21 protein-coding genes are annotated in these 22,869 nt (G+C 69.9%); 7 read left to right on the top strand and 14 right to left on the bottom strand.

The window, feature by feature from the left end; translation table 11 throughout:
• The first annotated feature begins 4 nt into the window (after positions 1 to 4).
• The 4 genes from galT to ACZ55A_RS12795 all read left to right on the top strand — a co-directional run bounded on the left by galT (position 5) and on the right by ACZ55A_RS12795 (position 4,335).
• Positions 5 to 1,078 carry a galactose-1-phosphate uridylyltransferase gene (gene galT, locus ACZ55A_RS12810; protein WP_468838287.1) on the top strand — a complete coding sequence of 358 codons (1,074 nt, stop codon included), beginning with the start codon at positions 5 to 7 and terminating at the stop codon, positions 1,076 to 1,078.
• Positions 1,075 to 2,079 (top strand): UDP-glucose 4-epimerase GalE, encoded by a 1,005-nt coding sequence (gene galE, locus ACZ55A_RS12805; RefSeq protein ID WP_468838284.1) that lies wholly within the window; start codon positions 1,075 to 1,077, stop codon positions 2,077 to 2,079. Before galT ends, galE begins: the two co-directional genes overlap by 4 nt.
• Positions 2,079 to 3,275, top strand: a complete 1,197-nt coding sequence (gene galK, locus ACZ55A_RS12800) for a galactokinase (RefSeq protein ID WP_468838281.1) — start codon at positions 2,079 to 2,081, stop codon at positions 3,273 to 3,275. Before galE ends, galK begins: the two co-directional genes overlap by 1 nt.
• A gap of 280 nt (positions 3,276 to 3,555) precedes the next feature.
• The gene (locus tag ACZ55A_RS12795) at positions 3,556 to 4,335 is read left to right on the top strand and encodes a response regulator transcription factor (RefSeq protein WP_468838278.1); all 780 of its coding nucleotides are present in this window, start codon (positions 3,556 to 3,558) and stop codon (positions 4,333 to 4,335) included.
• A 125-nt stretch (positions 4,336 to 4,460) separates the two neighbouring features.
• Here the strand turns inward: ACZ55A_RS12795 and ACZ55A_RS12790 are convergent, their stop codons facing one another.
• The 3 genes from ACZ55A_RS12790 to ACZ55A_RS12780 all read right to left on the bottom strand — a co-directional run bounded on the left by ACZ55A_RS12790 (position 4,461) and on the right by ACZ55A_RS12780 (position 8,147).
• On the bottom strand, positions 4,461 to 6,455 hold the full coding sequence (locus ACZ55A_RS12790) for a beta-galactosidase (RefSeq protein ID WP_468838275.1): 1,995 nt from the start codon (positions 6,453 to 6,455) through the stop codon (positions 4,461 to 4,463).
• A 63-nt stretch (positions 6,456 to 6,518) separates the two neighbouring features.
• On the bottom strand, positions 6,519 to 7,313 hold the full coding sequence (locus ACZ55A_RS12785; protein WP_468838272.1) for an SDR family NAD(P)-dependent oxidoreductase: 795 nt from the start codon (positions 7,311 to 7,313) through the stop codon (positions 6,519 to 6,521).
• 336 nt (positions 7,314 to 7,649) lie between these two features.
• Positions 7,650 to 8,147 (bottom strand): MarR family winged helix-turn-helix transcriptional regulator, encoded by a 498-nt coding sequence (locus tag ACZ55A_RS12780; RefSeq protein WP_468838269.1) that lies wholly within the window; start codon positions 8,145 to 8,147, stop codon positions 7,650 to 7,652.
• 178 nt (positions 8,148 to 8,325) lie between these two features.
• Here ACZ55A_RS12780 and ACZ55A_RS12775 point away from each other — a divergent pair, with 178 nt between their 5' ends.
• Positions 8,326 to 9,156, top strand: a complete 831-nt coding sequence (locus tag ACZ55A_RS12775) for a trans-aconitate 2-methyltransferase (protein WP_468838266.1) — start codon at positions 8,326 to 8,328, stop codon at positions 9,154 to 9,156.
• Positions 9,157 to 9,165: 9 nt separating this feature from the next.
• On the top strand, positions 9,166 to 9,549 hold the full coding sequence (locus tag ACZ55A_RS12770; protein ID WP_468838263.1) for a VOC family protein: 384 nt from the start codon (positions 9,166 to 9,168) through the stop codon (positions 9,547 to 9,549).
• Positions 9,550 to 9,608: 59 nt separating this feature from the next.
• Here ACZ55A_RS12770 and ACZ55A_RS12765 read toward each other — a convergent pair whose 3' ends face one another.
• From ACZ55A_RS12765 to ACZ55A_RS12740, 6 genes are all read right to left on the bottom strand, one after another.
• Positions 9,609 to 10,238 (bottom strand): hypothetical protein, encoded by a 630-nt coding sequence (locus ACZ55A_RS12765; RefSeq protein WP_468838260.1) that lies wholly within the window; start codon positions 10,236 to 10,238, stop codon positions 9,609 to 9,611.
• 15 nt (positions 10,239 to 10,253) lie between these two features.
• Complete coding sequence (locus tag ACZ55A_RS12760; protein ID WP_468838258.1) at positions 10,254 to 11,300, bottom strand: hypothetical protein; 1,047 nt, start codon at positions 11,298 to 11,300, stop codon at positions 10,254 to 10,256.
• A gap of 106 nt (positions 11,301 to 11,406) precedes the next feature.
• A complete protein-coding gene (locus ACZ55A_RS12755) occupies positions 11,407 to 12,648 on the bottom strand; it encodes a putative T7SS-secreted protein (protein ID WP_468838255.1) in 1,242 nt (413 codons plus the stop codon).
• 55 nt (positions 12,649 to 12,703) lie between these two features.
• Complete coding sequence (locus ACZ55A_RS12750) at positions 12,704 to 12,994, bottom strand: WXG100 family type VII secretion target (RefSeq protein ID WP_468838252.1); 291 nt, start codon at positions 12,992 to 12,994, stop codon at positions 12,704 to 12,706.
• A gap of 264 nt (positions 12,995 to 13,258) precedes the next feature.
• On the bottom strand, positions 13,259 to 13,948 hold the full coding sequence (locus ACZ55A_RS12745) for a TetR family transcriptional regulator (RefSeq protein ID WP_468838249.1): 690 nt from the start codon (positions 13,946 to 13,948) through the stop codon (positions 13,259 to 13,261).
• An 18-nt stretch (positions 13,949 to 13,966) separates the two neighbouring features.
• A complete protein-coding gene (locus ACZ55A_RS12740; RefSeq protein ID WP_468838246.1) occupies positions 13,967 to 14,983 on the bottom strand; it encodes an acyl-CoA desaturase in 1,017 nt (338 codons plus the stop codon).
• Positions 14,984 to 15,275: 292 nt separating this feature from the next.
• Between ACZ55A_RS12740 and ppc the strand changes: the two genes are divergently transcribed.
• Positions 15,276 to 18,041 carry a phosphoenolpyruvate carboxylase gene (ppc, locus tag ACZ55A_RS12735; RefSeq protein WP_468838244.1) on the top strand — a complete coding sequence of 922 codons (2,766 nt, stop codon included), beginning with the start codon at positions 15,276 to 15,278 and terminating at the stop codon, positions 18,039 to 18,041.
• A 99-nt stretch (positions 18,042 to 18,140) separates the two neighbouring features.
• On the opposite strand, the gene ACZ55A_RS12730 is transcribed toward ppc, so the two are convergent.
• The 5 genes from ACZ55A_RS12730 to glmU form a co-directional block, all read right to left on the bottom strand.
• Positions 18,141 to 18,665 carry a hypothetical protein gene (locus tag ACZ55A_RS12730; protein ID WP_468838242.1) on the bottom strand — a complete coding sequence of 175 codons (525 nt, stop codon included), beginning with the start codon at positions 18,663 to 18,665 and terminating at the stop codon, positions 18,141 to 18,143.
• A gap of 80 nt (positions 18,666 to 18,745) precedes the next feature.
• Entirely contained in the window at positions 18,746 to 19,336 is a 591-nt protein-coding gene (gene pth / locus ACZ55A_RS12725) for an aminoacyl-tRNA hydrolase (RefSeq protein ID WP_468838239.1), read from the bottom strand.
• A 115-nt stretch (positions 19,337 to 19,451) separates the two neighbouring features.
• Complete coding sequence (locus tag ACZ55A_RS12720) at positions 19,452 to 20,042, bottom strand: 50S ribosomal protein L25/general stress protein Ctc (protein ID WP_468838236.1); 591 nt, start codon at positions 20,040 to 20,042, stop codon at positions 19,452 to 19,454.
• A gap of 222 nt (positions 20,043 to 20,264) precedes the next feature.
• A complete protein-coding gene (locus ACZ55A_RS12715; RefSeq protein ID WP_046927657.1) occupies positions 20,265 to 21,239 on the bottom strand; it encodes a ribose-phosphate diphosphokinase in 975 nt (324 codons plus the stop codon).
• A 73-nt stretch (positions 21,240 to 21,312) separates the two neighbouring features.
• Positions 21,313 to 22,770 (bottom strand): bifunctional UDP-N-acetylglucosamine diphosphorylase/glucosamine-1-phosphate N-acetyltransferase GlmU, encoded by a 1,458-nt coding sequence (gene glmU, locus ACZ55A_RS12710; protein WP_468838233.1) that lies wholly within the window; start codon positions 22,768 to 22,770, stop codon positions 21,313 to 21,315.
• Positions 22,771 to 22,869 lie beyond the last annotated feature (99 nt).

The following is a 22,869-nucleotide window of genomic DNA, read 5'->3' as shown; positions in this document are numbered from 1 at the left end:
CCCGGTGAAGAAGACGACGACCCGGCTCGCGGACGGCCGGGAGCTGATCTACTACGACTCGCGGGACGACGCCGTCCGCGACGCCGTGGACCGGCGCCCCCTCGACCCCGTCGCCACCGCCTCCGAAATCCGCCACGACCGCCTCCTCGGCGACCATGTGGCCATCGCCTCGCACCGCCAGGCCCGCACCTACCACCCCCCGGCCGACGAGTGCCCGCTGTGCCCCTCCCGGGACGGCCGGCTCTCGGAGATCCCCGCCGCCGACTACGACGTCGTCGTCTTCGAGAACCGCTTCCCCTCCCTCGCCGGCGACCACGGCCGCTGCGAGGTCGTCTGCTTCACCTCCGACCACGACGCCTCCTTCGCCGACCTCACCGAGGAACAGGCCGCCCTGGTCCTCGACGCCTGGACCGACCGCACCGCCGAACTCTCCCAACTCCCGGGCGTCGAGCAGGTCTTCTGCTTCGAGAACCGCGGCCAGGAGATCGGCGTCACCCTCGGCCACCCGCACGGCCAGATCTACGCCTACCCCTTCACCACACCGCGCACCGAGCGGATGCTGCACGCCCTCGCCGGGCACCGCAAGGCCACCGGCGGCAACCTCTTCGACGACGTCCTCGCCGACGAGCTGGCCGACGGCCGCCGGATCGTCCTCGACGGCGAGCACTGGGCGGCCTTCGTCCCGTACGCCGCCCACTGGCCCTACGAGGTGCACCTCTACCCCAAGCGCCGGGTCCCCGACCTGCTCGCCCTCGACGACGCCGCGCGCACCGAGTTCCCCCGGCTCTATCTGGAAGTCCTGCGGCGCTTCGACCGGATCTTCCGGCACGACGGCGGGCAGAACGGTGCGGGCCACGGCACGCCGCCGACGCCGTACATCGCCGCCTGGCACCAGGCGCCGCTGCGCGCCCGGCAGCGCGACGAGTTCGCCCTCCACCTTGAGCTTTTCACCATCCGCAGGACTTCCGGCAAGCTGAAGTTCCTCGCGGGTTCCGAATCCGGCATGAACGTGTTCATCAACGACGTGCCGCCGGAGGCCGCGGCCGAGCGACTGCGAGAGGTAGCAAGCAAGTCATGAGCAAGCCTGAGTCTGGCAAGTACCTGGTGACGGGCGGGGCCGGTTACGTCGGAAGCGTGGTGGCCCAGCACCTGCTGGAGGCCGGCCACGCCGTGACCGTCCTCGACAACCTCTCGACCGGCTTCCGGGCCGGCGTCCCCGCGGGCGCCGAGTTCATCGAGGGCGACATCCGCGATGCCGCCAAGTGGCTCGACGCCTCCTATGACGCGGTGCTGCACTTCGCCGCGTTCTCGCAGGTCGGCGAGTCCGTCGTCAAGCCCGAGAAGTACTGGGACAACAACGTCGGCGGCACCATGGCGCTGCTCGCGGCGATGCGCGCGGCGGGCGTGCGCAAGCTGGTCTTCTCCTCCACCGCCGCCACCTACGGCGAGCCGGTGAACACCCCCATCACCGAGTCCGACCCGACCGCCCCCACCTCCCCGTACGGCGCCAGCAAGCTCGCCGTCGACCACATGATCAGCGGCGAGGCCACCGCGCACGGCCTGGCCGCCGTCTCGCTGCGCTACTTCAACGTCGCCGGCGCCTACGGCAGCTGCGGTGAGCGGCACGACCCCGAGTCGCACCTCATTCCGCTCGTCCTCCAGGTCGCCCAGGGCAAGCGCGAGGCGATCTCCGTCTACGGCGACGACTACCCCACCCCCGACGGCACCTGCGTCCGCGACTACATCCACGTCGCCGACCTCGCCGAGGCCCACCTCCTCGCCCTCGAAGCAGCCACCGCCGGCGAGCACCTGATCTGCAACCTCGGCAACGGCAACGGCTTCTCCGTACGCGAGGTCATCGAGACCGTCCGCACGGTCACCGGCCACCCCATCCCCGAGGTGACCGCCCCGCGCCGGGGCGGCGACCCGGCCGTCCTGGTCGCCTCCGCGCAGACCGCCGCCGACCGCCTCGGCTGGCGGCCCCGCCGCGCCGACCTCGCCGGCATCGTCGCCGACGCCTGGGAGTTCACCCGGAACCTCGCCCAGCAGAACCCGGAAGACCGGACGAAGGAGTCCTGATGACCGTCCACGGAGCCGTCACCGAGCCGCTGGGGCGCCCGCACGGCGCCCGGCACACCGCGGAGCGCTTCGCCGCGGTGTACGGTGCCGCCCCCACCGGCCTGTGGGCGGCACCCGGCCGGGTCAATCTGATCGGTGAACACACCGATTACAACGACGGCTTCGTGATGCCGCTGGCCCTCCCGCACACCACCCTCGCCGCCGCCTCGCCCCGCACCGACGGGGTGCTGCGGCTGCACTCCGGCGGCGCCGGCGGCGGGATCGTCGAACTGGACACCGACGCGCTGCGCCCGGCAGCCGGTGCGGGCTGGGCGGCGTACCCGGCGGGCGTCGTGTGGGCGATGCGGGAGGCCGGCCTGCCGGTGGGCGGCGCGGATCTGCACTTCGACAGCACGGTGCCCACCGGCGCCGGACTGTCCTCCTCCGCCGCCCTGGAGGTGGCGACCGCGCTCGCGCTCAACGACCTCTATGCGCTCGGCCTGGAGCCGCAGCGGCTGGCCCAGCTCGCCCAGCGGGCCGAGAACGCCTTCGTCGGGGTGCCCTGCGGCATCATGGACCAGACCGCGGCGGCCTGCTGCACCGCGGGCCACGCCCTGTTCCTCGACACCCGTGACCTCACCCGGCGCCAGGTCCCGTTCGATCTGGCGGGGGAGGGACTGCGGCTCCTCGTGGTGGACACCCGCGTCAAGCACGAGCTGGGGGACGGCGCATACGCGGAGCGGCGCGCCGGCTGCGAGCGCGGCGCGCGGGCGCTCGGTGTGCGGGCGCTGCGCGATGTGCCCGTTGCGCAACTGCCCGAGGCGCTGGCACAGCTGGCCGACGCGCCCACCGTCCAGCGCCTCGTCCGGCACATCGTCACCGAGAACCACCGCGTCGAAGAGGTCATCGCCTGCCTGGACGCCGGCCGCCCCCGCGCCATCGGCCCGCTGCTCACCGCAGGCCACGCCTCGCTCCGCGACGACTTCCAGGTCTCCTGCCGTGAACTCGACCTCGCCGTCGACACCGCCAACGCCGCCGGTGCCCTGGGGGCCCGGATGACCGGCGGCGGCTTCGGCGGCTCGGCGATCGTGCTCGTCGAAGAACCGGCCGCGGCGGCCGTCGGCGCGGCGGTCACCGAGGCGTTCGCGGCCGCCGGGCACGCCGCCCCGCGGATCTTCGAGGCCGTCCCGAGCGCGGGGGCACACCGGCTCGCGTAGGGGTGCGTCCGGGGAGAAAGCCGGCGTGCGTCCATCGGAGATCCGCCAAATGCCTCCGCCAGGGGAGGAGTTTGGCCAATCACCTTCCCTTGCGGCACCCCGTCCGTACGCTGAGATCCTGCACCGGTGGGGGCCGGTGCTGATCAGGGGGCGAGACCGTTCGGGTACGGCGCCCCGGGTGAGGTAGCCATGTCGGCACGGCGGCGGCCGTGCGACGGGGGCGATCTTCAATCCGGGCGCCGTGCCCGCTATGGTCCGTTCACCGAGACAGGGGGTCTCTGTGCAACGCATCCGGGTTCTGGTGGTCGACGACCACCGCATCTTCGCCGAATCCCTGGCCGCCGCGCTCGCCGCGGAACAGGACGTGGACGTCGCGGCCGCGGGCAGCGCGCCCGCCGCCCTGCGCAATCTGGACCGGGCGGCCACCGACGGCCGCCGGTTCGACGTACTGCTCGCCGACGCCGACCTCGCCGCGCCGCTGCTCGCGGTGCCCGCCCAGTCACCGGGACCGGCCCGTGAGGCCGCCGCCCCGCGCGCCTGCCCGCGGGACGGCATCGCGCTGGTCTCCGGGCTGCGCACCAGCCACCCGTATCTGCGCACCGTCGTCCTCGCCGACCGCGACGACCCGCGCCGCGCGGCCGCCGCCCTCCAGGCCGGCGCCTCCGGCTGGGTCGCCAAGGACTGCTCGCTCTCCCGCCTGCTCGCCGTGATCCGCGGCGTACTGCGCGATGAGACGCATCTGCCGCCCGCGCTGCTGACCGGCGTGCTGCGCGAGCTGACGGCCGCCCGCAAGCACCGTTCGGAGAGCGAGCGGCTGGTGGAGTCGCTGACCCCGCGCGAGCGCGAGGTGCTGCGCTGCATGGTCGCGGGCCTGGGCCGCAAGGCGGTCGCCGAGCGGCTGTTCCTCTCCCCGCACACCGTCCGTACGCATATGCAGAACGTCCTCGGCAAGCTCGGCGTGCACTCGACGCTCGCGGCGGTGGCGCTGGCCCGCCGGGCCGGGGTCGGCCCGGTCGAGCTGGAGGCGGCGGCCGCGGCGGCTTCGGTGCCGGTGCCGTAGGAGTGCCGTAGGGGGTGGGCGAACGCATCCCGTAGGGGACACGAACGCCCCCTGCGGGGCCCAACGCGGCGGGCCGGGGGCTCTATTCCCCTGGCACCGGGGCGGTGCTCCCCGTCAGGCGTCCGTCAGACATCCGTCAGCACGGCCACGCCCCGGGCCGCCAGCGTGACCCGGCCGGCCGCCCCGGCTCCCTCCCCGTCCCCCGCCAGGGCGTCCCGCATCGGCCCGGGCAGCTCCACCTCGACGGCCGCCGCCCCGTGGTTGAGCAGGAAGAGGTACCGCCCGTCGGCGCCCTCGCGCACAGTGGCCTGCACACCGGCCGGCAGCCCCGGCAGTACGGGCCGCACCCCCGCCGCCTCCCGTACGTCGTCCATCAGGGCCCGCATCAGCGCCGGGTCGGGCCGGGTGCCCAGGTACCAGACGGTGCCCCGCCCGTAGGAGTGCCGGGTGATCGCGGGCCGCCCGGCGAGGTCCCCGTCCGTGAAGCGGGCCAGCGCCTCGGCCCCTTCGAGGTCGATGGCCTCCGACCACAAATCCGCCCGCCCCATATGGTCCCCATCGCCGACCGCCACCGACCGTTGCGCGTCCAGCGGCCAGAACTCCTCCACCCGCAGCCCCAGCAGCTCCCGCAGCGGCGCCGGATACCCGCCCGGATGCACCCGGTCGTGCTCGTCGACGATCCCCGAGAAGAACGACACCAGCAGCCGCCCGCCCGCCCGCACATAGGCCGCCAGCCGCTCCGCATCGCGCGCCGTCAGCAGATACAGACTGGGCGCGACCACCAGCCGGTAGCCGGACAGCTCGCGCTGCGGCGGCACCACATCGCACACCACGCCCGCCTCGAACAGCGGCCGGTAGTGGTCCAGCGCGATCCGCGAATGGTCCAGCGCGGTCGACGGCTTGGAGTCCAGCTCCAGCGCCCACCAGCTGTGCCAGTCCGCCAGCAGCGCCACCTCGGCCCGCGACCGGGTCCCCTCGATACCCGGCACCGACGCCAACTCGCGTCCCAGGTCCGTCACTTCACGGAAGATACGGGTCTCGGTCCCGCCGTGCGGCAGCATCGCCGAGTGGAACTTCTCCGCACCGCCCAGCGACTGCCGCCACTGGAAGAACAGCACCGCGTCCGCGCCCTGGGCGACGGCCTGCCAGCTCCACAGCCGCATCGCACCGGGCGGCTTGGGGCCGTTGCGGGGCCGCCAGTTGACCGCACCCGGCGCCTGTTCGAGCAGCATCCAGGGCTGGCCGGAGCGCGCCGAGCGCATCAGGTCGAAGACATAGCCGGCCCGGAGGTGGTCGTCGGGCGCATGGGGGTCCTGGTAGAAGTCCAGCGCCATCGTGTCCATGTGCGGCGACCAGGCGAAGGCGTCGACCGGCTTGTGCTGCGGCATCAGATTGGTGGTGACCGGCACCTCGGGCGTCAGCCGCGTCAGGACCGCCTTCTCGGCCAGGTAGCAGGCGCGCAGCGCCTCGTCGCCGAAGCGCAGATAGTCCAGCTGCTGGGCGGGGTTGGGGAAGGTGGGCGCGGTGCGCGGCGGCAGCACCTCGTCGAAGTCGCCGTACGCCTGCGACCAGAAGGCGGTCGACCAGGCGGCGTTGAGCGCGTCGACGGACCCGTACCGCTCCCGCAGCCACCGCCGGAAGTCCTCGGCCGACACCTCGCAGAAGCACTGGCGCGTATGGCAGCCGTACTCGTTGCCGACGTGCCACATGGCGAGTGCCGGATGGCCGGCGTAGCGGGCGGCGAGCTGTTCGACGAGGCGTACGGCGTGGGCGCGGTAGACGGGGCTGGAGGGACAGTAGTGCTGCCGGCCGCCGGGCCAGCGGCGCTGCCCGTCGGGGCCCTCGGGCAGGATCTCGGGGTGTGCGCGGGAGAGCCAGGGCGGCGGCGAGGCGGTCATCGTCGCCAGGCAGACCGCGATCCCCGCGCCCGCCAGCCCGTCCATCACACGGTCGAACCAGCCGAAGTCCCACTCCCCGGGCCGCGGTTCGACCTTCGCCCAGGAGAAGATCCCGGCGGTGACCATGGTGACGTGGGCCGCCTTCATCAGCTTCAGGTCCTCGGCCCACACCTCCTCGGGCCACTGCTCGGGGTTGTAGTCGCCGCCGAAATGGATGCCCATCGGTCCCCCTGGGGGTCGAGTTCGGTCGGGGCGCCCGCAGTCCGCCCGAGGCAGGCTCCGAGCTCATGACGAGTTCTTGTACACGCTCCAGCCGCCGTCCACGACGAGGCTCGTACCGGTGACATAGGACGCCTCGGGGGAGAGCAGAAAGGCGATCGCGGCGGCGACCTCCTCGGGCCGCCCCAGCCGCCGTGCGGCCGTCTCCGCGGCGCTGGCCCGCCGCTGCTCCTCGCCGATACCGTCCCAGGCCGCGGTCAGCACCGGGCCCGGCAGCACGCTGTTGACCCGCACCTCCGGCCCGTATTCGACGGCCAGTTGGCGCCCCAGCCCGGTCAGCCCGGCCTTGGCCGCGGCGTATGCGGGCCGGCCCGGCAGCCCCATCAGCGCATGCACGGACGAGGTCAGCACCACCGCGCCGTGCCGCGCCCGCAGATCGTCCAGGGCGGCCCGCACCCCGAGGAACGAGCCGGTCAGATTGACCGCCAGCTGCCGGTCCCAGTCCGTGAGCGAGGTCTCGTCCGCGGCCGCCACATGGGGCAGGAAGGCGTTGCTGACCAGCCCGTCCACCGGGCCGTAGCGCCGCCGTGCCGCCTCCACGGCCCGCCGCCAGTCGTCCTCACCCGCCACATCGCAGTGCTCGTACGAGGCATGGCCGCCGGCCGCCCGGATGCGCCGCGCCAGGTGCTCACCGCGCGCGTCGTCGATGTCCAGCAGCAGGACGCCGGCGCCCTCGGCGGCCAGCCGGTCGGCGGTGGCCGCCCCGATCCCGGCGGCGGCCCCGGTCACCAGGACCGTACGGCCCTCGAACCGCCTGCCGTACGGGCCGTTCGCCGGGTGCGGTGTGTGCTGCTGGCTCATGGCGCGATCCAAGTGCACAAGGCGAGCCGTGGGCAAGGGGACGTGGTACAGGAGGGGCGCGCGCCAACTCAGGGGGCGCGCAGATTGATTTCACACACCGTCAGGTACGACCCCTCTGCCCGTCGCACGCCTTTGCGGGCCCGCGCCCGAGGGTGTGCCGCCGACCCGGACACTCGGCCGACCGCGCCCACGCCGCAATGCCGGGGAGCGCGCGCCCCTCACCTGCCCCGGAACGTCACCGAACACCCGGCAAGGAAATCGCCGACAACGGCCCCTGGAACGGGCGTTGGCGCACCACCCCGCATCCAGCTCCATGCGCCCCGTCGGACCGCTCGGTTACCCGGGGGTGTTGTCGAACGGCCCGGTCAACCGCCGCAGCAGACCGGCCAGTTCCCGGCGCTGCTGCGGTGCGAGCTCGGCGAGGATGGCACGCTCCTGGACCAGCAGCCCGGCCAGCGACCGGTCGGCCTTGTCGCGGCCCTCGGCGGTCAGCCTGACCAGCACTCCGCGCCGGTCACTGGGGTCGGGCAGCCGCTCGACGAGGTCCTTCTTGGCGAGCCGGTCGATGCGGTTGGTCATCGTCCCGGACGTGACCAGCGTCTGGGTCAGCAGTGCCCCGGGGGAGAGCTGGTAGGGCGCCCCGGCGCGGCGCAGTGCCGTCAGTACGTCGAATTCCCAGGGCTCCAGGCCCACCTCGGCGAACGCGATACGGCGGGCCCGGTCGAGGTGTCTGGCCAGCCTGGAGACGCGGCTGAGGACCTCGAGCGGTTCCACGTCGAGGTCCGGGCGCTCGCGGCGCCATGCAGCGACCAATCGGTCGACCTCGTCCTCCATGACGATCAGTGTAGAGGGTCTGTCGACATGAAGTCTCTTGACGTCGAGATATATTTCGCTGGACTATGGGCATCGTCGGCCGGGGGGCCGGTTTTCAGCCGAGTCGGCCCGAACCAGACCGCGCAAAGCCACCGCGCCGGCCTTGTGCCAGCCCTGCACCGCGAAAGGGTCTACGAACATGCACGACGCGCCAACCTGGGATCCGCAGCAGTACCTTCGCCACTCCGGGCACCGTACCCGCCCCTTCCACGACCTGCTCGCCCGGATACCGGAACTCCCCCGGCAGGGCCGCCCCGCCCGCATCGCCGACCTCGGCTGCGGCCCGGGAAACGTCACCGCCCAGCTCACCACCCGCTGGCCCGACGCGCACATCACCGGATACGACAACTCACCGGAGATGCTGAAGGAGGCCGAGAACCACGCCGGCCCCACCCCGGGCGGCGGCCACCTCGACTTCGCCCCCGCCGACGCCACCGACTGGGCCCCCGACGAGGCGTACGACCTGATCGTCTCCAACGCGGCCCTCCAGTGGGTCCCCAACCACCCGGACTCCTTCGCCCGCTGGATCGACGCCCTCACCCCCGGCGGCAGCTTCGCCTTCCAGGTCCCCGGCAACTTCACCTCCCCCAGCCACGCCCTCCTCGGCGAACTGTGCGACGCCCCCCAGTGGCGCGAGCGCCTGACCACCCACGGCCGGCGCTTCGTCCACGTCCTCGAACCCGCCGAATACCTCGAACGCCTCGCCGACCTCGGCTGCACCGCCGACGTCTGGGAGACCACCTATGTCCAGCTCCTGCAAGGCGACGACCCGGTCCTCGACTGGGTCAAGGGCACGGCCCTCCGCCCCGTCCTGACCGCCCTGGAGAACGACCCGCCCGCCCGCAAGGCCTTCCTCGCCGAATACCGCGACGCCCTCCGCAAGGCCTACCCCACCGGCCCCCACGGCACGGTCTTCCCCTTCCGCCGCATCTTCGCCGTGGCCCAGAAACCCCCCACCCACCGGAGCTGAGCGCACGCCATGATCACCGGCCTCGACCACGTCCAGCTCTCCGCACCCCCCGGCGCCGAAGACGCCCTGCGCGCCTACTACGGGGACCTCCTCGGCATGACCGAAACCCCCAAGCCCCCGGCCCTCGCCCCACGCGGCTGCTGGTTCGAGGCCGGCACGGCCCACCTCCACCTCGGCATCGACCCCCACCACCGCCCTTCCCCCAAGGCCCACCCCGGCCTCCGCGTCCACGACATCGACGCCCTCGCCACCCGCCTCACCACCGCCGGCGCCCCCGTCACCTGGGACGACAACCTCCCGGGCCACCGCCGCTTCTACTCCGTGGACCCGGTGGGGAACCGGGTGGAGTTCCTGGAGGCGGTGGAGCCCGGCCAGGCCCCAGGAGCGCGCTGAGTGGGGCTGGGGCCCGGCACCCGGAGCAGTAGGTCCGCGACCCGTGGGCGACAGTGCCGCTACGGGATGGGGTCACGCTCGCCGAGGGTGCGCGGGAAGAATCGTGCGCGTGCGTCGGCGTCTGGACCCCGCAGTGTCCCCCACGAGCCGTCGGTGAAACCGAGTTGCACCTCTTCGTTTCCGCTGTCCTTCAGCCGGGTCCAGGAAAGGGAATCCCGGGGAAAAGATGCGCCCAGTTCGATCGCCTCATCCAGTTTCCCGTTCCAGCGGTTGTACTGGGCGTACACGAACTGGAAATTTCTTTCGGTGAGGGCAACCGCGACGATGACGCCCACCTTGGTCCGCGGCTGAGCGGCCGCCAGCCACTGTCCGGCCAGGCTGTGCCAGCCGCCGAAGAACGCCTTCTTCCTCTTCTGGCTCTTCGCCCTCTTGGCAGGATCGAGTGCCGCATTGTCCGGCCCGGGCGACGGAACATCAGCGGTCAGGAACCGGAAGAGGAAGTCCCCGACCTTTCCCAGGGAATCTCCCGAGCTGGACCGGGCACCGGCCAGCACCACGGGCCGCAGCTTGGTCGGCGCATCGCAGCGGTCCGCACTGCTGGACGTCGAGCGAATCGTGGTGAACCCGCCCAGGTAGACCTCACCCGCGGGCAGTACCGCGGCGATTTTCTCCTCCAGATCAGCCCGCAATGCTCTCAGCTCCTCTCAGCCGAACAGGGAATCAGCAGCGGCGGCGGCACGGATACACGGCGCGGTCACCTCGGCGGTGAACCTGCCGGCCGCGGTGTCCACCGAGGCGGTGAAGGTATGACCCACCGACCGCTCGGGCGCCTCGTCGCCAGCCAGGAGGCGAACGCGCTCTCCGGTGCTTTCGCTGTCCGTCCGCCACCCTTGCGATGCGAACGACTCGACCACCCGCGCCAGCGCGCGCGTGAGATCGCCGCTCGTCACCTCGTCGATGTACCAGCTGTGCCGGGCCGAGCAGGCGGACCGCAGGCCCTTGGACCAGCACTGGGCACACGTCAGGGAAGCGACGTCTCCGCCGCCCATGCTGCCGTGCAGCGCCACGGCATCCACCAGCCGGCTGGAGTGCCAGTACAGCTCCTGCTTGACGGCATCGTCCGGTTCGATCGCGGCCGGGGCGCTCTGCCGCATGGCGCGGTAGTCCTCGACCTCCTGGTCGGTACCCCAGTCGATGGTCTTCAGGATCTCGGCGAAGAGTTCCGAGTGCAGATCCCAGTCCTCGCTGGAGGGGGAGTCGAGCGCGAAGATCAACATCTCGCGCGCCCCGGGCAGCGGGATGTACACCTGGATCTGCGACTGCTGGACCGCCACCTCCTGACCCGTGGGTGACCACTGCGCGGAGATGATGAAGCCCGATGCGCCGATGCGGCTGAGAGCGGGCCCGCACGGCAGTTCCACGCGCTCATAGGCGTCGTCGGGGTGGGTCCGCTCCAGTGCCTGCTGCGTGGTGCGCAGGAGTTCCTCGTCGTCGTCGCTCTCGTGCTCGATCTGGCTGACGATGATGGTGGAGCCGCTCGGACGGCCTTCCACTTGGAGGAAGCAGAGCCCGGCGTAGATGACATGGGCCTCCAGCATCAGGTCCATTTGGGACCCGAGCGCCAGCGCGAACCGTAAGCGGTCCTCGTCCGTCCGGTCCGGCATGAGCTCGTTGACCAGCGTGTACAACTGCTCCGCGCCGGTCTCGTAGTCGGGGGCGTCCACGGGCAGTTCCCGTACGAACGGCGGCATGACCCAGCCTATGTTCAACCGGGTCCGCTTCGGTATCGGAGGCGGAGCGGTGACCGCCTCATCGGCGGGGGCAGACGGATACGACACTCTTCGCTCTCTTCAATCCTCAGGCGGCCAGCGTCTGATGGAACTTCGCACCGGACGGACCAGGCGCCTGGGTCTTTGTGTCGCCGCCATCGGCGAGCTGGTGATAGGCGCCGTTGAGCGTGGAGCCCGTCTTGATGATCAACTGCGTGGGGGCGCCCGGAAGTTCCGTTCTGAGCAACGTTTTGGAGACCCAGTTGATCCCCTTCTGGCCCAGCCCGTCAGAGAGGGCCTCAGCCATGCCCGAGGGGGTGTTCTTGATGATGTTCCCCGCCCCGAGCGCCTTGCCCGCCCCGGCCAGCTTCCCGCCGAACTGGGCTCCGGCCTTGGCAGCCGCGCCCCAGCCGCCCTTCGCCGCCTTGATCGCTCCACCGACGCCCGGGACGATTCCCAGCGCATCGAGCCCGATCTTCCACCCCGGTGTGCCGTTGCCCCGAGCGTTGCCCATCCAGTGCCCCGCCATGGCTCCGGCGGCGAAGACCGCTGAGGCGCCGCCGAGCACCGTGCCGACGGCCGTGCCCACACCCGGGATGATCTGACAGGCGAGCGCGGCAGCGGCCAGACCGGACGAGATCGTCGACAGCAGATCCGCGTTCTCGACCAGCCAGTCCTTGAACCCCCGCCAAGCGCTCTTGAGGCCGTCGATCGCACGGTTCCACCAGTGGAGGTCCGGGGGGTGGTTCTCCGACGCCTTGAGGATCGCGCGCTCGGCCTCGCCGGCGCGGTCCTTCCACTGGGCGTAGATCCGCTCCGCCTCGCGGATGAGGTCTTCCAGCTTGTCCTTGGAGTGGTCGGCCCTGTCCCGGGCCGCGTCCATCTCGTCGTCCATCTTCTTGGCCGCGGCCGGTTCCATCGGCTGACCGAAGTACGGCTGGTACTTGCGGTACAGGTCATTGAAGTGGTCGAGGTCGGACTCCGCCTGCTTACGGGCCGACGCCGCTTCCGCCTCGATCTTTCCGGCCTTGTCCTGGAACCCCTGCAAATTGCTGTGCCAGCCGCGCAGCGCCTTGGCGCAGTCGTGCATGGATTCGCTGCCCTGCTTGAGGTACTTGGGCAGCTCGCCGAGCTTCTTGGCGAAGTTCTGGGCGGCCTCGCCCTCCCAGGCGCCGTCGCTCCTGCCGACGGACTTCAGCAGGTGATCCAGCTCATCCAGTTCGTCGCCCACAGATTTCACGTCGGAGGCGAGGGCCTGGATGGCGTGCAGATCCCCCTTGGCCGGATTGAAACCTACGCCGGGCCAAGCTGAATCATCGTCAATGAACATGCTGCGCCAGGACATGTTTATCCCCCTGTTTCAATCGCTTTTCTAAGGCTGGCCGTTACTTCTTGCCCAGCATTTTGGCGTTCTCTTCTTCGCCCGCCTTGTAGGCGTCCAGCGTCATCTTGAGTTTCTCGTGAATGTCCTTCGCGGCATCCGCGATCCGCTTGATGCCGTCGCCCCACTGGCTCTGGAACTCATCACAGGCATCGTCGAGGCCCTCGGTTCCCAGAGCCTTCGGGCCGACCTTGTTGAGGCGTCCCTGTGCGTCCCGCATGCGATCGTCGGCACTGGACAGCTTGTTGAGCATCCCCTGTACTCGCTCAACATCGATCTTGAAGTCTGACGCCATATTCATCCCCCGCCGTGTTTCTGCTTCTCCACGCCTTCCGCTTCATGGGCCGCTTCACCGTAACGCGACTCAGGGAGAGCCAAGAAATGCGCCAATGGCTGAAAACACCCTGTTCAGAGCGTGCGTGACGGGGTGGTGGCGTGGTACTGCACGCCTAATTCATGCGGTCGGTTATTTCACGGAAATGTCCGAGATTATGGGCGTCAAGGCGTGGGGCGTCAAAAGCCGGGCCGTGGCTTCGCAGAGAAGGTGAGGGCCTGATTGCTAGTTCTTGCGATGCCCTATCAGCCGCGGCTTCGCCTCCAGGTTGCCCAGGCCGTGCCAGGCCAGGTTGACGAGGTGGGCGGCTACCTCGGCCTTTTTGGGTTTGCGGGTGTCGACCCACCACTGGCCGGTGAGGGCGACCATGCCGACCAGGGCCTGGGCGTAGAGGGGGGCCAGTTTGGGGTCGAAGCCGCGGGCCTTGAATTCCAGGCCGAGGATGTCCTCGACCTGGGTGGCGATATCGCTGATGAGGGAGGCGAAGGTGCCCGTCGACTGGGCCACGGGGGAGTCGCGGACGAGGATGCGGAAGCCGTCCGTGTACGTCTCGATGTAATCGAGGAGCGCGAACGCGGCCTGTTCGAGGAGTTCGCGCGGGTGGCCTGCGGTCAGCGCGCCGGTGACCATGTCCAGCAGCTGGCGCATCTCGCGGTCCACCACCACCGCGTACAGGCCCTCCTTGCCGCCGAAGTGCTCGTAGACGACGGGTTTGGAGACCCCGGCCTTGGCCGCGATCTCCTCCACCGAGGTGCCTTCGAAGCCGCGCTCGGCGAAGAGCGTGCGACCGATGTCCAGCAGCTGCTCCCGGCGCTCGGCGCCAGTCATCCGGACCCTGCGGGCCCGGCGCGTCGCCGCGGCCGGAGAGGGCTTGCCCTTGCTGTTGCTCGCGCTGCTGCTGTTGTCGATCGCCACCCGTCAATCATGCCTTCCTCAGCTACCGCTGGGGGGTACCCCCACGGCGGCCGGCTCATTGCGCCGGGCGTCGATGCGCGAGGCGTTCGGCCAGCGGACGTCATAGGCCCAGCCTGCCTTCTCGAACCAGCGGATCAGACGCGCGCTGGAGTCGAGCTGTCCCTTCAGCACACCGTGCCGGGCGCAGGTGGGGTCCGCGTGGTGCAGGTTGTGCCAGGACTCGCCGCAGGAGAGGACCGCCAGCCACCACACGTTCCCGGAGCGGTCGCGGGACTTGAAGGGGCGCTTGCCGACCGCATGGCAGATCGAGTTGATCGACCAGGTGACGTGGTGCAGAAGCGCCACACGGACCAGCGAGCCCCAGAAGAAGGCGGTGGCGGCGCCCTGCCAGGACCAGGTGGCCAGGCCGCCCACCAGCGGCGGGATGACCAGGGACACCGTCGTCCACAGGACGAACTGGCGGGAGACGGTACGGATCGCGTCGTCCTTGATCAGGTCCGGCGCGTACTTGTGCTGCGGGGTCTGCTCCTCGTCGAACATCCAGCCGATATGGGCCCACCACAGGCCCTTCATCAGCGCCGGCACCGTCTCGCCGAAGCGCCAGGGGGAGTGCGGGTCGCCCTCCGCGTCGGAGAACTTGTGGTGTTTGCGGTGGTCGGCCACCCAGCGCACCAGCGGGCCCTCCACGGCCAGCGAGCCCATGATCGCGAGTGCGATCCGCAGCGGGCGCTTCGCCTTGAAGGAGCCATGGGTGAAGTAACGGTGGAAGCCGATCGTGATGCCATGGCAGCCGATGAAGTACATCGCCGTCATCAGGGCAAGGTCCAGCCAGCTCACGCCCCAGCCCCAGGCCAGCGGCACCGCGGCCACCAGTGCCACGAAGGGGACGGTGATGAAGAGCAGGAGTGTGATCTGTTCGACCGACCTGCGCTGCTCGCCACCCAGCGTCGCCGACGGAAACGGAGCGTCGGCGCCCACAGCGGGCGAATCGGGGGAAAGGGGAGGATCTTCTACGGCTTCAGGTCCAGCGGTCATGGTGTCCCTCGTCGGGGGGTCGGGGGCACGGCTACGGCTACGGGACCGTAACCTACGGTGTCGTAAGTATGGCAGTGCCGCCGCCACGGGCAAGGGCGTGACAGGCACCACACCGGCACCTGCGCCCACCAGTCGGACGGCATGAATCGCCGAGAGCGGGCAGACCTATCCTGGGGAGGTCGGACAGCGCGGTCCGCAACCCGCCCGCATCAGACCAGCCCATGCGTCGCCCGCCACACCCCTCCTACGAGTCGCGGTGCCACGCCCCTGATCGCTGCAAGGAGCCGCACCTGTGAGCAGTGCCGACAACACCCCCGCGGAGATCGCGTCCACCGGGAGCCCGGAAGCCGGCGCCGGCGCCAATGTTGCCCTGCGCGCCGACATCCGCCGCCTCGGCGACCTCCTCGGCGAAACCCTCGTCCGCCAGGAAGGCCAGGACCTGCTCGACCTCGTCGAGCAGGTACGCGCCCTGACCCGCTCCGACGGCGAGGCCGCCGCCCGCCTCCTGGGCGACACCGACCTGGCCACCGCCGCCAAGCTGGTGCGCGCCTACTCCACGTACTTCCACCTCGCCAACGTCACCGAGCAGGTCCACCGCGGCCGCGAGCTGCGCGCCAAGCGCGCCGCCGAGGGCGGCATCCTCGCCCGCACCGCCGACATGCTCAAGGACGCCGACCCCGAGCACCTGCGCGCCACTGCCGCCAACCTCGGCGTCCGCCCCGTCTTCACCGCCCACCCCACCGAGGCGGCCCGCCGCTCCGTGCTGACCAAGCTCCGCAAGGTCGCCGAACTGCTCGACTGCACGGACACCACCGAGCGCCGCCGCACCGATCTGCGCCTGGCCGAGAACATCGACCTCATCTGGCAGACCGACGAGCTGCGGGTGGCCCGCCCCGAGCCGACCGACGAAGCCCGCAACGCCATCTACTACCTCGACGAACTGGGCCGCGGCGCGGTCGGTGACGTCCTCGAAGACCTCGCCGCCGAGCTGGAGCGGGCCGGCACCGAGCTGCCCGCCGGCACCCGCCCGCTCACCTTCGGCACCTGGATCGGCGGCGACCGCGACGGCAACCCCAACGTCACCCCCCAGGTCACCTGGGACGTCCTGCTCCTCCAGCACGAGCACGGCATCACCGACGCCCTGGAGCACGTCGACGAGCTGCGCGGGGCGCTGTCGAACTCGATCCGCAACTGCGGCGCGACCGACGAACTGCTGGCCTCCCTCCAGCACGACCTCGAACTCCTCCCCGAGATCAGCCCCCGCTACAAGCGCCTCAACAGCGAAGAGCCCTACCGGCTCAAGGCCACCTGCATCCGCCAGAAGCTCGTCAACACCCGCGAACGCCTCGCCGGCGACACCCCCCACGTCCCCGGCCGCGACTACCTCGGCACCGCGGAACTCCTCGACGACCTCGCGCTGATCCAGACCTCGCTGCGCGAACACCGCGGCGGCCTGGTCGCCGACGGCCGCCTGGAGCGCACGCTACGTACGATCGCCGCCTTCGGCCTCCAGCTCGCCACCATGGACGTCCGCGAGCACGCCGACGCCCACCACCACGCCCTCGGCCAGCTCTTCGACCGCCTCGGCGAGGAATCCTGGCGTTACGTGGACATGCCGCGCGACTACCGCCGCAAGCTCCTCGCCAAGGAACTGCGCTCCCGCCGGCCCCTGGCCCCCACCCCCGCCCCCCTCGACGAGGCCGGCGCCAAGACCCTCGGCGTCTTCCGCACCATCCTCAAGGCCAAGGAGACCTTCGGCCCCGAGGTCATCGAGTCCTACATCATCTCCATGTGCCAGGGCTCCGACGACGTCTTCGCCGCCGCCGTCCTCGCCCGCGAGGCCGGCCTGATCGATCTGCACGCCGGCTGGGCCAAGATCGGCATCGTCCCGCTGCTGGAGACCACCGACGAGCTCAAGATCGCCGACCAGCTGCTCGACGAAATGCTCGCCGACCCCTCCTACCGGCGCCTGGTCGCCCTCCGCGGCGACGTCCAGGAAGTCATGCTCGGCTACTCGGACTCCTCCAAGTTCGGCGGCATCACCACCTCCCAGTGGGAGATCCACCGCGCCCAGCGCCTGCTGCGCGACGTCGCCCACCGGCACGGCGTACGGCTGCGCCTCTTCCACGGCCGCGGCGGCACCGTCGGCCGCGGCGGCGGCCCCTCCCACGACGCGATCCTCGCCCAGCCCTACGGCACCCTCGAAGGCGAGATCAAGGTCACCGAGCAGGGCGAGGTCATCTCCGACAAGTACCTCGTGCCGTCACTGGCCCGGGAGAACCTGGAACTGACCGTCGCCGCCACCCTCCAGGCATCCGCCCTGCACACCGCCCCCCGCCAGTCCGACGAGGCCCTGGCCCGCTGGGACGCGGCCATGGAAACCGTCTCCGACGCCGCCCACGGCTCCTACCGCCGCCTCGTCGAAGACCCCGACCTGCCCGCCTACTTCTTCGCCTCCACCCCCGTCGACCAGCTCGCCGAACTCCACCTCGGCTCCCGGCCCTCCCGCCGCCCCGACTCCGGCGCCGGCCTCGACGGACTGCGCGCCATCCCGTGGGTCTTCGGCTGGACCCAGTCCCGGCAGATCGTCCCCGGCTGGTTCGGCGTCGGCACCGGCCTCAAGGCCGCCCGCGAAGCCGGCCTCGACAGCGTCCTGGACGAAATGCACGAACACTGGCACTTCTTCCGCAACTTCCTCTCCAACGTGGAGATGACGCTCGCCAAGACCGACCTGCGGATCGCCCAGCACTACGTCGACACCCTCGTCCCCGACGAGCTCAAGCACATCTTCGACGTCATCAAGGCCGAACACGAGCTCACCGTCGCCGAGGTCCTGCGCATCACCGGGGAGAAGGAACTCCTCGACGCAAGCCCGGTCCTCAAGCAGACCTTCCACATCCGCGACGCCTACCTCGACCCGATCTCCTACCTCCAGGTCACCCTGCTGCACCGCCAGCGCACCGCCGCCGAACGCGGCGAGGAGCCCGACCCCGTCCTCGCCCGAGCCCTGCTGCTCACCGTCAACGGCGTCGCCGCCGGACTCCGCAACACCGGCTGACCCCACCCCGCAACACACGACGGCGGCCCGTCCTCACCAAGAGGACGGGCCGCCGTCATACCTACCGAACGAGCCCTGCAACGAGCCCTGCAACGCGCCCTACAACGCAGCGAACGCCGCCCCCAGCAGCACCGCCCCCAGCAACCCCATCACCCACGCCGTACGCCGCAGCCGCATCCCCCCGGCCACCACCAGCGCCGCCAGCAACAACGCCCCCGCAAACGGCACCCACGCATGCAGCACCCCCGCCAAGCCCGTCCGCACCGCATGCGACGTCCCCGGCTTCAGCACCACCTCGACACGCTCACCCTTCACCGGCGCCGCCGCCTTCGCAATCGACACCTTCGCCCGCGGCCCGCCCTCCCCCTTCACCGGCACATACGGACCCGTGCACCGCTCACCCGCACACGCCGACACCGTCATCGTGCCCCGCCCCTGCGCCTTGACGAGCATCGCGTACTGCGCCGTACTCCACGACGTCCACGCCCCCGCCACCAGCAGAAGCAACGCCAGCAGACCCATCAACCCCGTCCGGGCGACAAGCAGCACCCCATAGGCGCTCTCAGTGAACCGCCGGGCACGACTGCGCTTGACCGAACCGGTGCGCGTACTGCTTCTGGCCATGGCCGCGATCCTTGGCCATCCACCAACGCCCGGTCAACCTCCGACAACGGTTCGTCAGCCCCTGACCCCCGCTGTCCCATTCAGGTGTTGTACGTACTCTGCGCCCTTTCCAACCCGTCCACCACCAACGTCTCCACCGCATCCGCGGCCCGGTCCACGAAGTAATCCAGCTCCCGCCGCTCCGCCGACGAAAAGTCCTTCAGCACAAAATCCGCCACCTGCATACGCCCCGGCGGACGCCCGATCCCGAACCGCACCCGGTGATACTCCGCACCCAGCGACTTCGTGATCGACTTCAGACCGTTGTGCCCGTTGTCCCCGCCACCCAGCTTCAGCCGCAACGCACCGAAATCAATATCCAACTCATCATGAATCGCCACGATGTTGGACACCGGCACCTTGTAGAAATCCCGCAGCGCCGTCGTAGGACCACCCGACAGATTCATGAACGACAAAGGCTTCGCCACCACCACCCGGCGACTGCCCGGCCCCGGCGGACCCACCCGCCCCTCCACCACCTGCGCCCGCGCCTTGTGCGCCTTGAAACGGCCACCCATCCGCTCCGCAAGGAGATCGGCAACCATGAACCCCACATTGTGCCGATTACCGGCGTACTCAGGACCGGGATTACCCAGCCCCACCACCAGCCACGGGCCGACTGCATCCGACATCTGCAAGCTCCTTCAACGACGCGACCGCCGCCCCGCGCCACAGCGCGGAACGACGGTCACCAAGACAATCACCGGGACACGCCCACCATCATCGGACGCCCTCCCAGAAAACGAATCAGGCCTCCGCGCCCTCTTCGCCCTCGGCGGCCTCCTCGGCCGGAGCCTCGGCCTGCGCCGCCACGATCTGAAGCACCACAGCGTCCTCGTCGACGGCCAGCGACGTACCGGACGGCAGCGAGATGTCCTTGGCGTGCACCGCCTGACCGGCGTCCAGACCCGCGATGGAGACCGACACCGACTCCGGGATGTGGGTCGCCTCGGCCTCGACCGGCAGGGTGTTCAGCACGTACTCGAGCAGGTTGCCGCCCGGCGCCAGCTCACCCTCGGTCTGGATCGGCAGCTCGACGGAGACCTTCTCGCCCTTCTTCACGGCCAGGAAGTCCACGTGCACCAGGAACCGGCGAATCGCCTCACGCTGCACATCCTTCGGGATGACCAGCTCGCTCTTCCCGTCGAACTCCAGACGGATCAGCGCGTTCGGGGTCTTCAGCGCCATCATCAGCGCGTGGCTGTCGACCGCCACGTGCTGCGGCTCGGCACCGTGACCGTAAATGACCGCGGGAACCTTGTCCTCGCGACGCGCACGACGGGCCGCACCCTTACCGAAGTCGGTACGCAGCTCAGCGGCGAGCTTGATCTCAGCCATGACAGCACTCCTCGTATCTCAGAAACATCTGGTGGGCGTCACCCGGCCCACGACAGACCAGCTACGAAGAGCGCGTCGATAACGGACAGCCACCACACAAAGAGGCGGCCTCCCTCGCCGAGCAACTCCACGAGTCTACCCGGCCGGAAGGCCGCCCCAAAGTCGATCTACCGCACCCCACCGGACACGGACGACCAGCGCCGGCACCTCACCGGCACACGCTCACTGCTCCTCGAAGAGGCTCGTCACCGAACCGTCCTCGAACACCTCACGGATCGCCCGCGCGATCGTCGGCGCCATCGACAGCACCGTGATCTTGTCCAGCTCCAGCTCCGAAGGCGTCGGCAGCGTATTCGTGAACACGAACTCGCTCACCTTCGAATTCTTCAGCCGGTCCGCCGCCGGACCCGACAGCACACCATGCGTCGCCGTCACAATCACATCCGACGCACCATTCGCGAACAGCGCATCCGCCGCCGCACAGATCGTGCCACCGGTGTCGATCATGTCATCGACCAGCACACACACCCGGTCCTTCACATCACCGACGACCTCATGCACCGTGACCTGATTCGCCACGTCCTTGTCACGCCGCTTGTGCACAATCGCCAGCGGCGCACCCAGACGGTCACACCAGCGGTCCGCCACCCGCACCCGGCCCGCATCCGGCGACACCACCGTCAGCTTGTCCCGGTCAACCTTCGCACCCACATAGTCCGCAAGGACCGGCAGCGCAAAAAGATGATCCACCGGGCCGTCGAAGAAGCCCATGATCTGATCCGTGTGCAGATCCACCGTGACCACACGGTCCGCACCCGCGGTCTTCATCAAATCCGCGATCAGCCGCGCCGAAATCGGCTCACGCCCACGGTGCTTCTTGTCCTGACGCGCATAACCGTAGAACGGAACGATCACCGTGATGCTACGGGCCGAAGCCCGCTTCAGCGCATCAATCATGATCAGCTGTTCCATGATCCACTTATTGATCGGAGCCGTGTGGCTCTGAATCAAAAAGCAATCCGCCCCACGCGCCGACTCCTGATAACGGACATAGATCTCACCGTTGGCGAAGTCGAAAGCCTTCGTCGGGACCAGGCCCACACCCAGCTGATGCGCGACCTCCTCCGCCAGCTCGGGGTGGGCGCGGCCGGAGAAGAGCATGAGCTTCTTCTCGCCGGTCGTCTTGATCCCGGTCACAGCAAATCTCCTCGAATCACAGTTTGCGTGCGCTCATCACGGTACGCCCCGCACGGCGCACCCGGTTGCACGATCACTGCCCGCCCTCGGACTCCTGGCGAGCAGCCGCAGCAGCCTGCGCGGCGGCACTTCCAGGCCGCTTACGCGCGACCCAACCCTCGATATTCCGCTGCTGGCCACGCGCGACCGCCAGCGAACCCGGGGGCACATCCTTGGTAATGACCGAGCCGGCCGCCGTATAAGCACCGTCCCCGATCGTGACCGGAGCCACAAACATGTTGTCCGACCCCGTCTTGCAGTGCGAACCGACGGTCGTGTGGTGCTTCGCCTCACCGTCATAGTTCACGAAAACACTCGCCGCACCAATATTGGTGAACTCACCAATAGTCGCATCCCCCACATACGACAGATGCGGCACCTTCGTGCCCTCACCGATCGACGCGTTCTTCATCTCCACATACGTACCGGCCTTCGACTTCGGACCAAGATCCGTCCCCGGCCGCAGATACGCATACGGACCCACACTCGCCCCGGCACCGACCCGCGCACCCTCGGCCACCGTGAACGACACCACCGCATCCGCACCCACCGACGTATGCGTCAGCCGCGAATGCGGACCCACCTCGGCACCCGACGCAATATGCGTCGACCCCAGCAACTGCGTACCCGGATGAACCGTCGCATCCTGCTCGAACGTCACCGACACATCCACGAACGTCGACGCCGGATCCACCACCGTCACACCCGCCAGCATCGCCCGCTCCAGCAACCGCTCATTCAGCAGCCGCCGCGCCTCCGCCAACTGCACCCGGTTGTTGATCCCCAGAATCTCCCGGTGATCACCGGCCACCGCCGCACCGACCCGGTGCCCGGCCTCCCGCACGATCCCCAGCACATCGGTCAGGTACTCCTCACCCTGGCTGTTGTCCGTACGCACCTTCCCCAGCGCCTCGACGAGCAGCCGCGCATCGAACGCAAAGACCCCCGAGTTGATCTCCCGGATCTCCCGCTCCGCCTCCGACGCATCCTTGTGCTCGACGATCGCCGTCACCGCGCCCGTGCCCGCATCCCGCACGATCCGCCCGTAACCGGTCGCGTCCGGCACCTCGGCCGACAGCACCGTCACCGCGTTCTTGTCCGTGGCATGCGTCTCGGCAAGCCGCTCCAGCGTCTCCCCGGTCAGCAGCGGAGTATCACCACAGACCACGATCACGGTGCCGTCGAGCACGACACCGCTGCCGCTCAGCTCCTCCAGCGCCGTACGGACGGCGTGGCCGGTGCCCTTCTGCTCATGCTGCACAGCGGTGCGCGCGGCCGGATCGACCTCGGACAGATGCGCCTGCACCTGCTCACGGGCATGGCCGACGACCACGACGAGATTCTCGGGGTCCAGCTCACGGGAGGCGGCGACGACATGTCCGACGAGGGAGCGGCCGCAGAGGGCGTGCAGGACCTTTGGGGTCGCCGACTTCATGCGGGTGCCCTCACCCGCTGCGAGAACGACGACGGCTGCCGGGCGGTTGGCGCTCACGGGGATGCCCTTCGGCTTCTTGGCTACTTCGGGTGGTGGTCATCCGAAGGATACCGGTGCGTTTTGCAGCTGAAACGCACACGGGTCCTGACCTGTCGG

The organism is Streptomyces sp. NPDC034111 (assembly GCF_055575375.1).
This window is presented reverse-complemented; position numbering and strand designations above follow the sequence as displayed.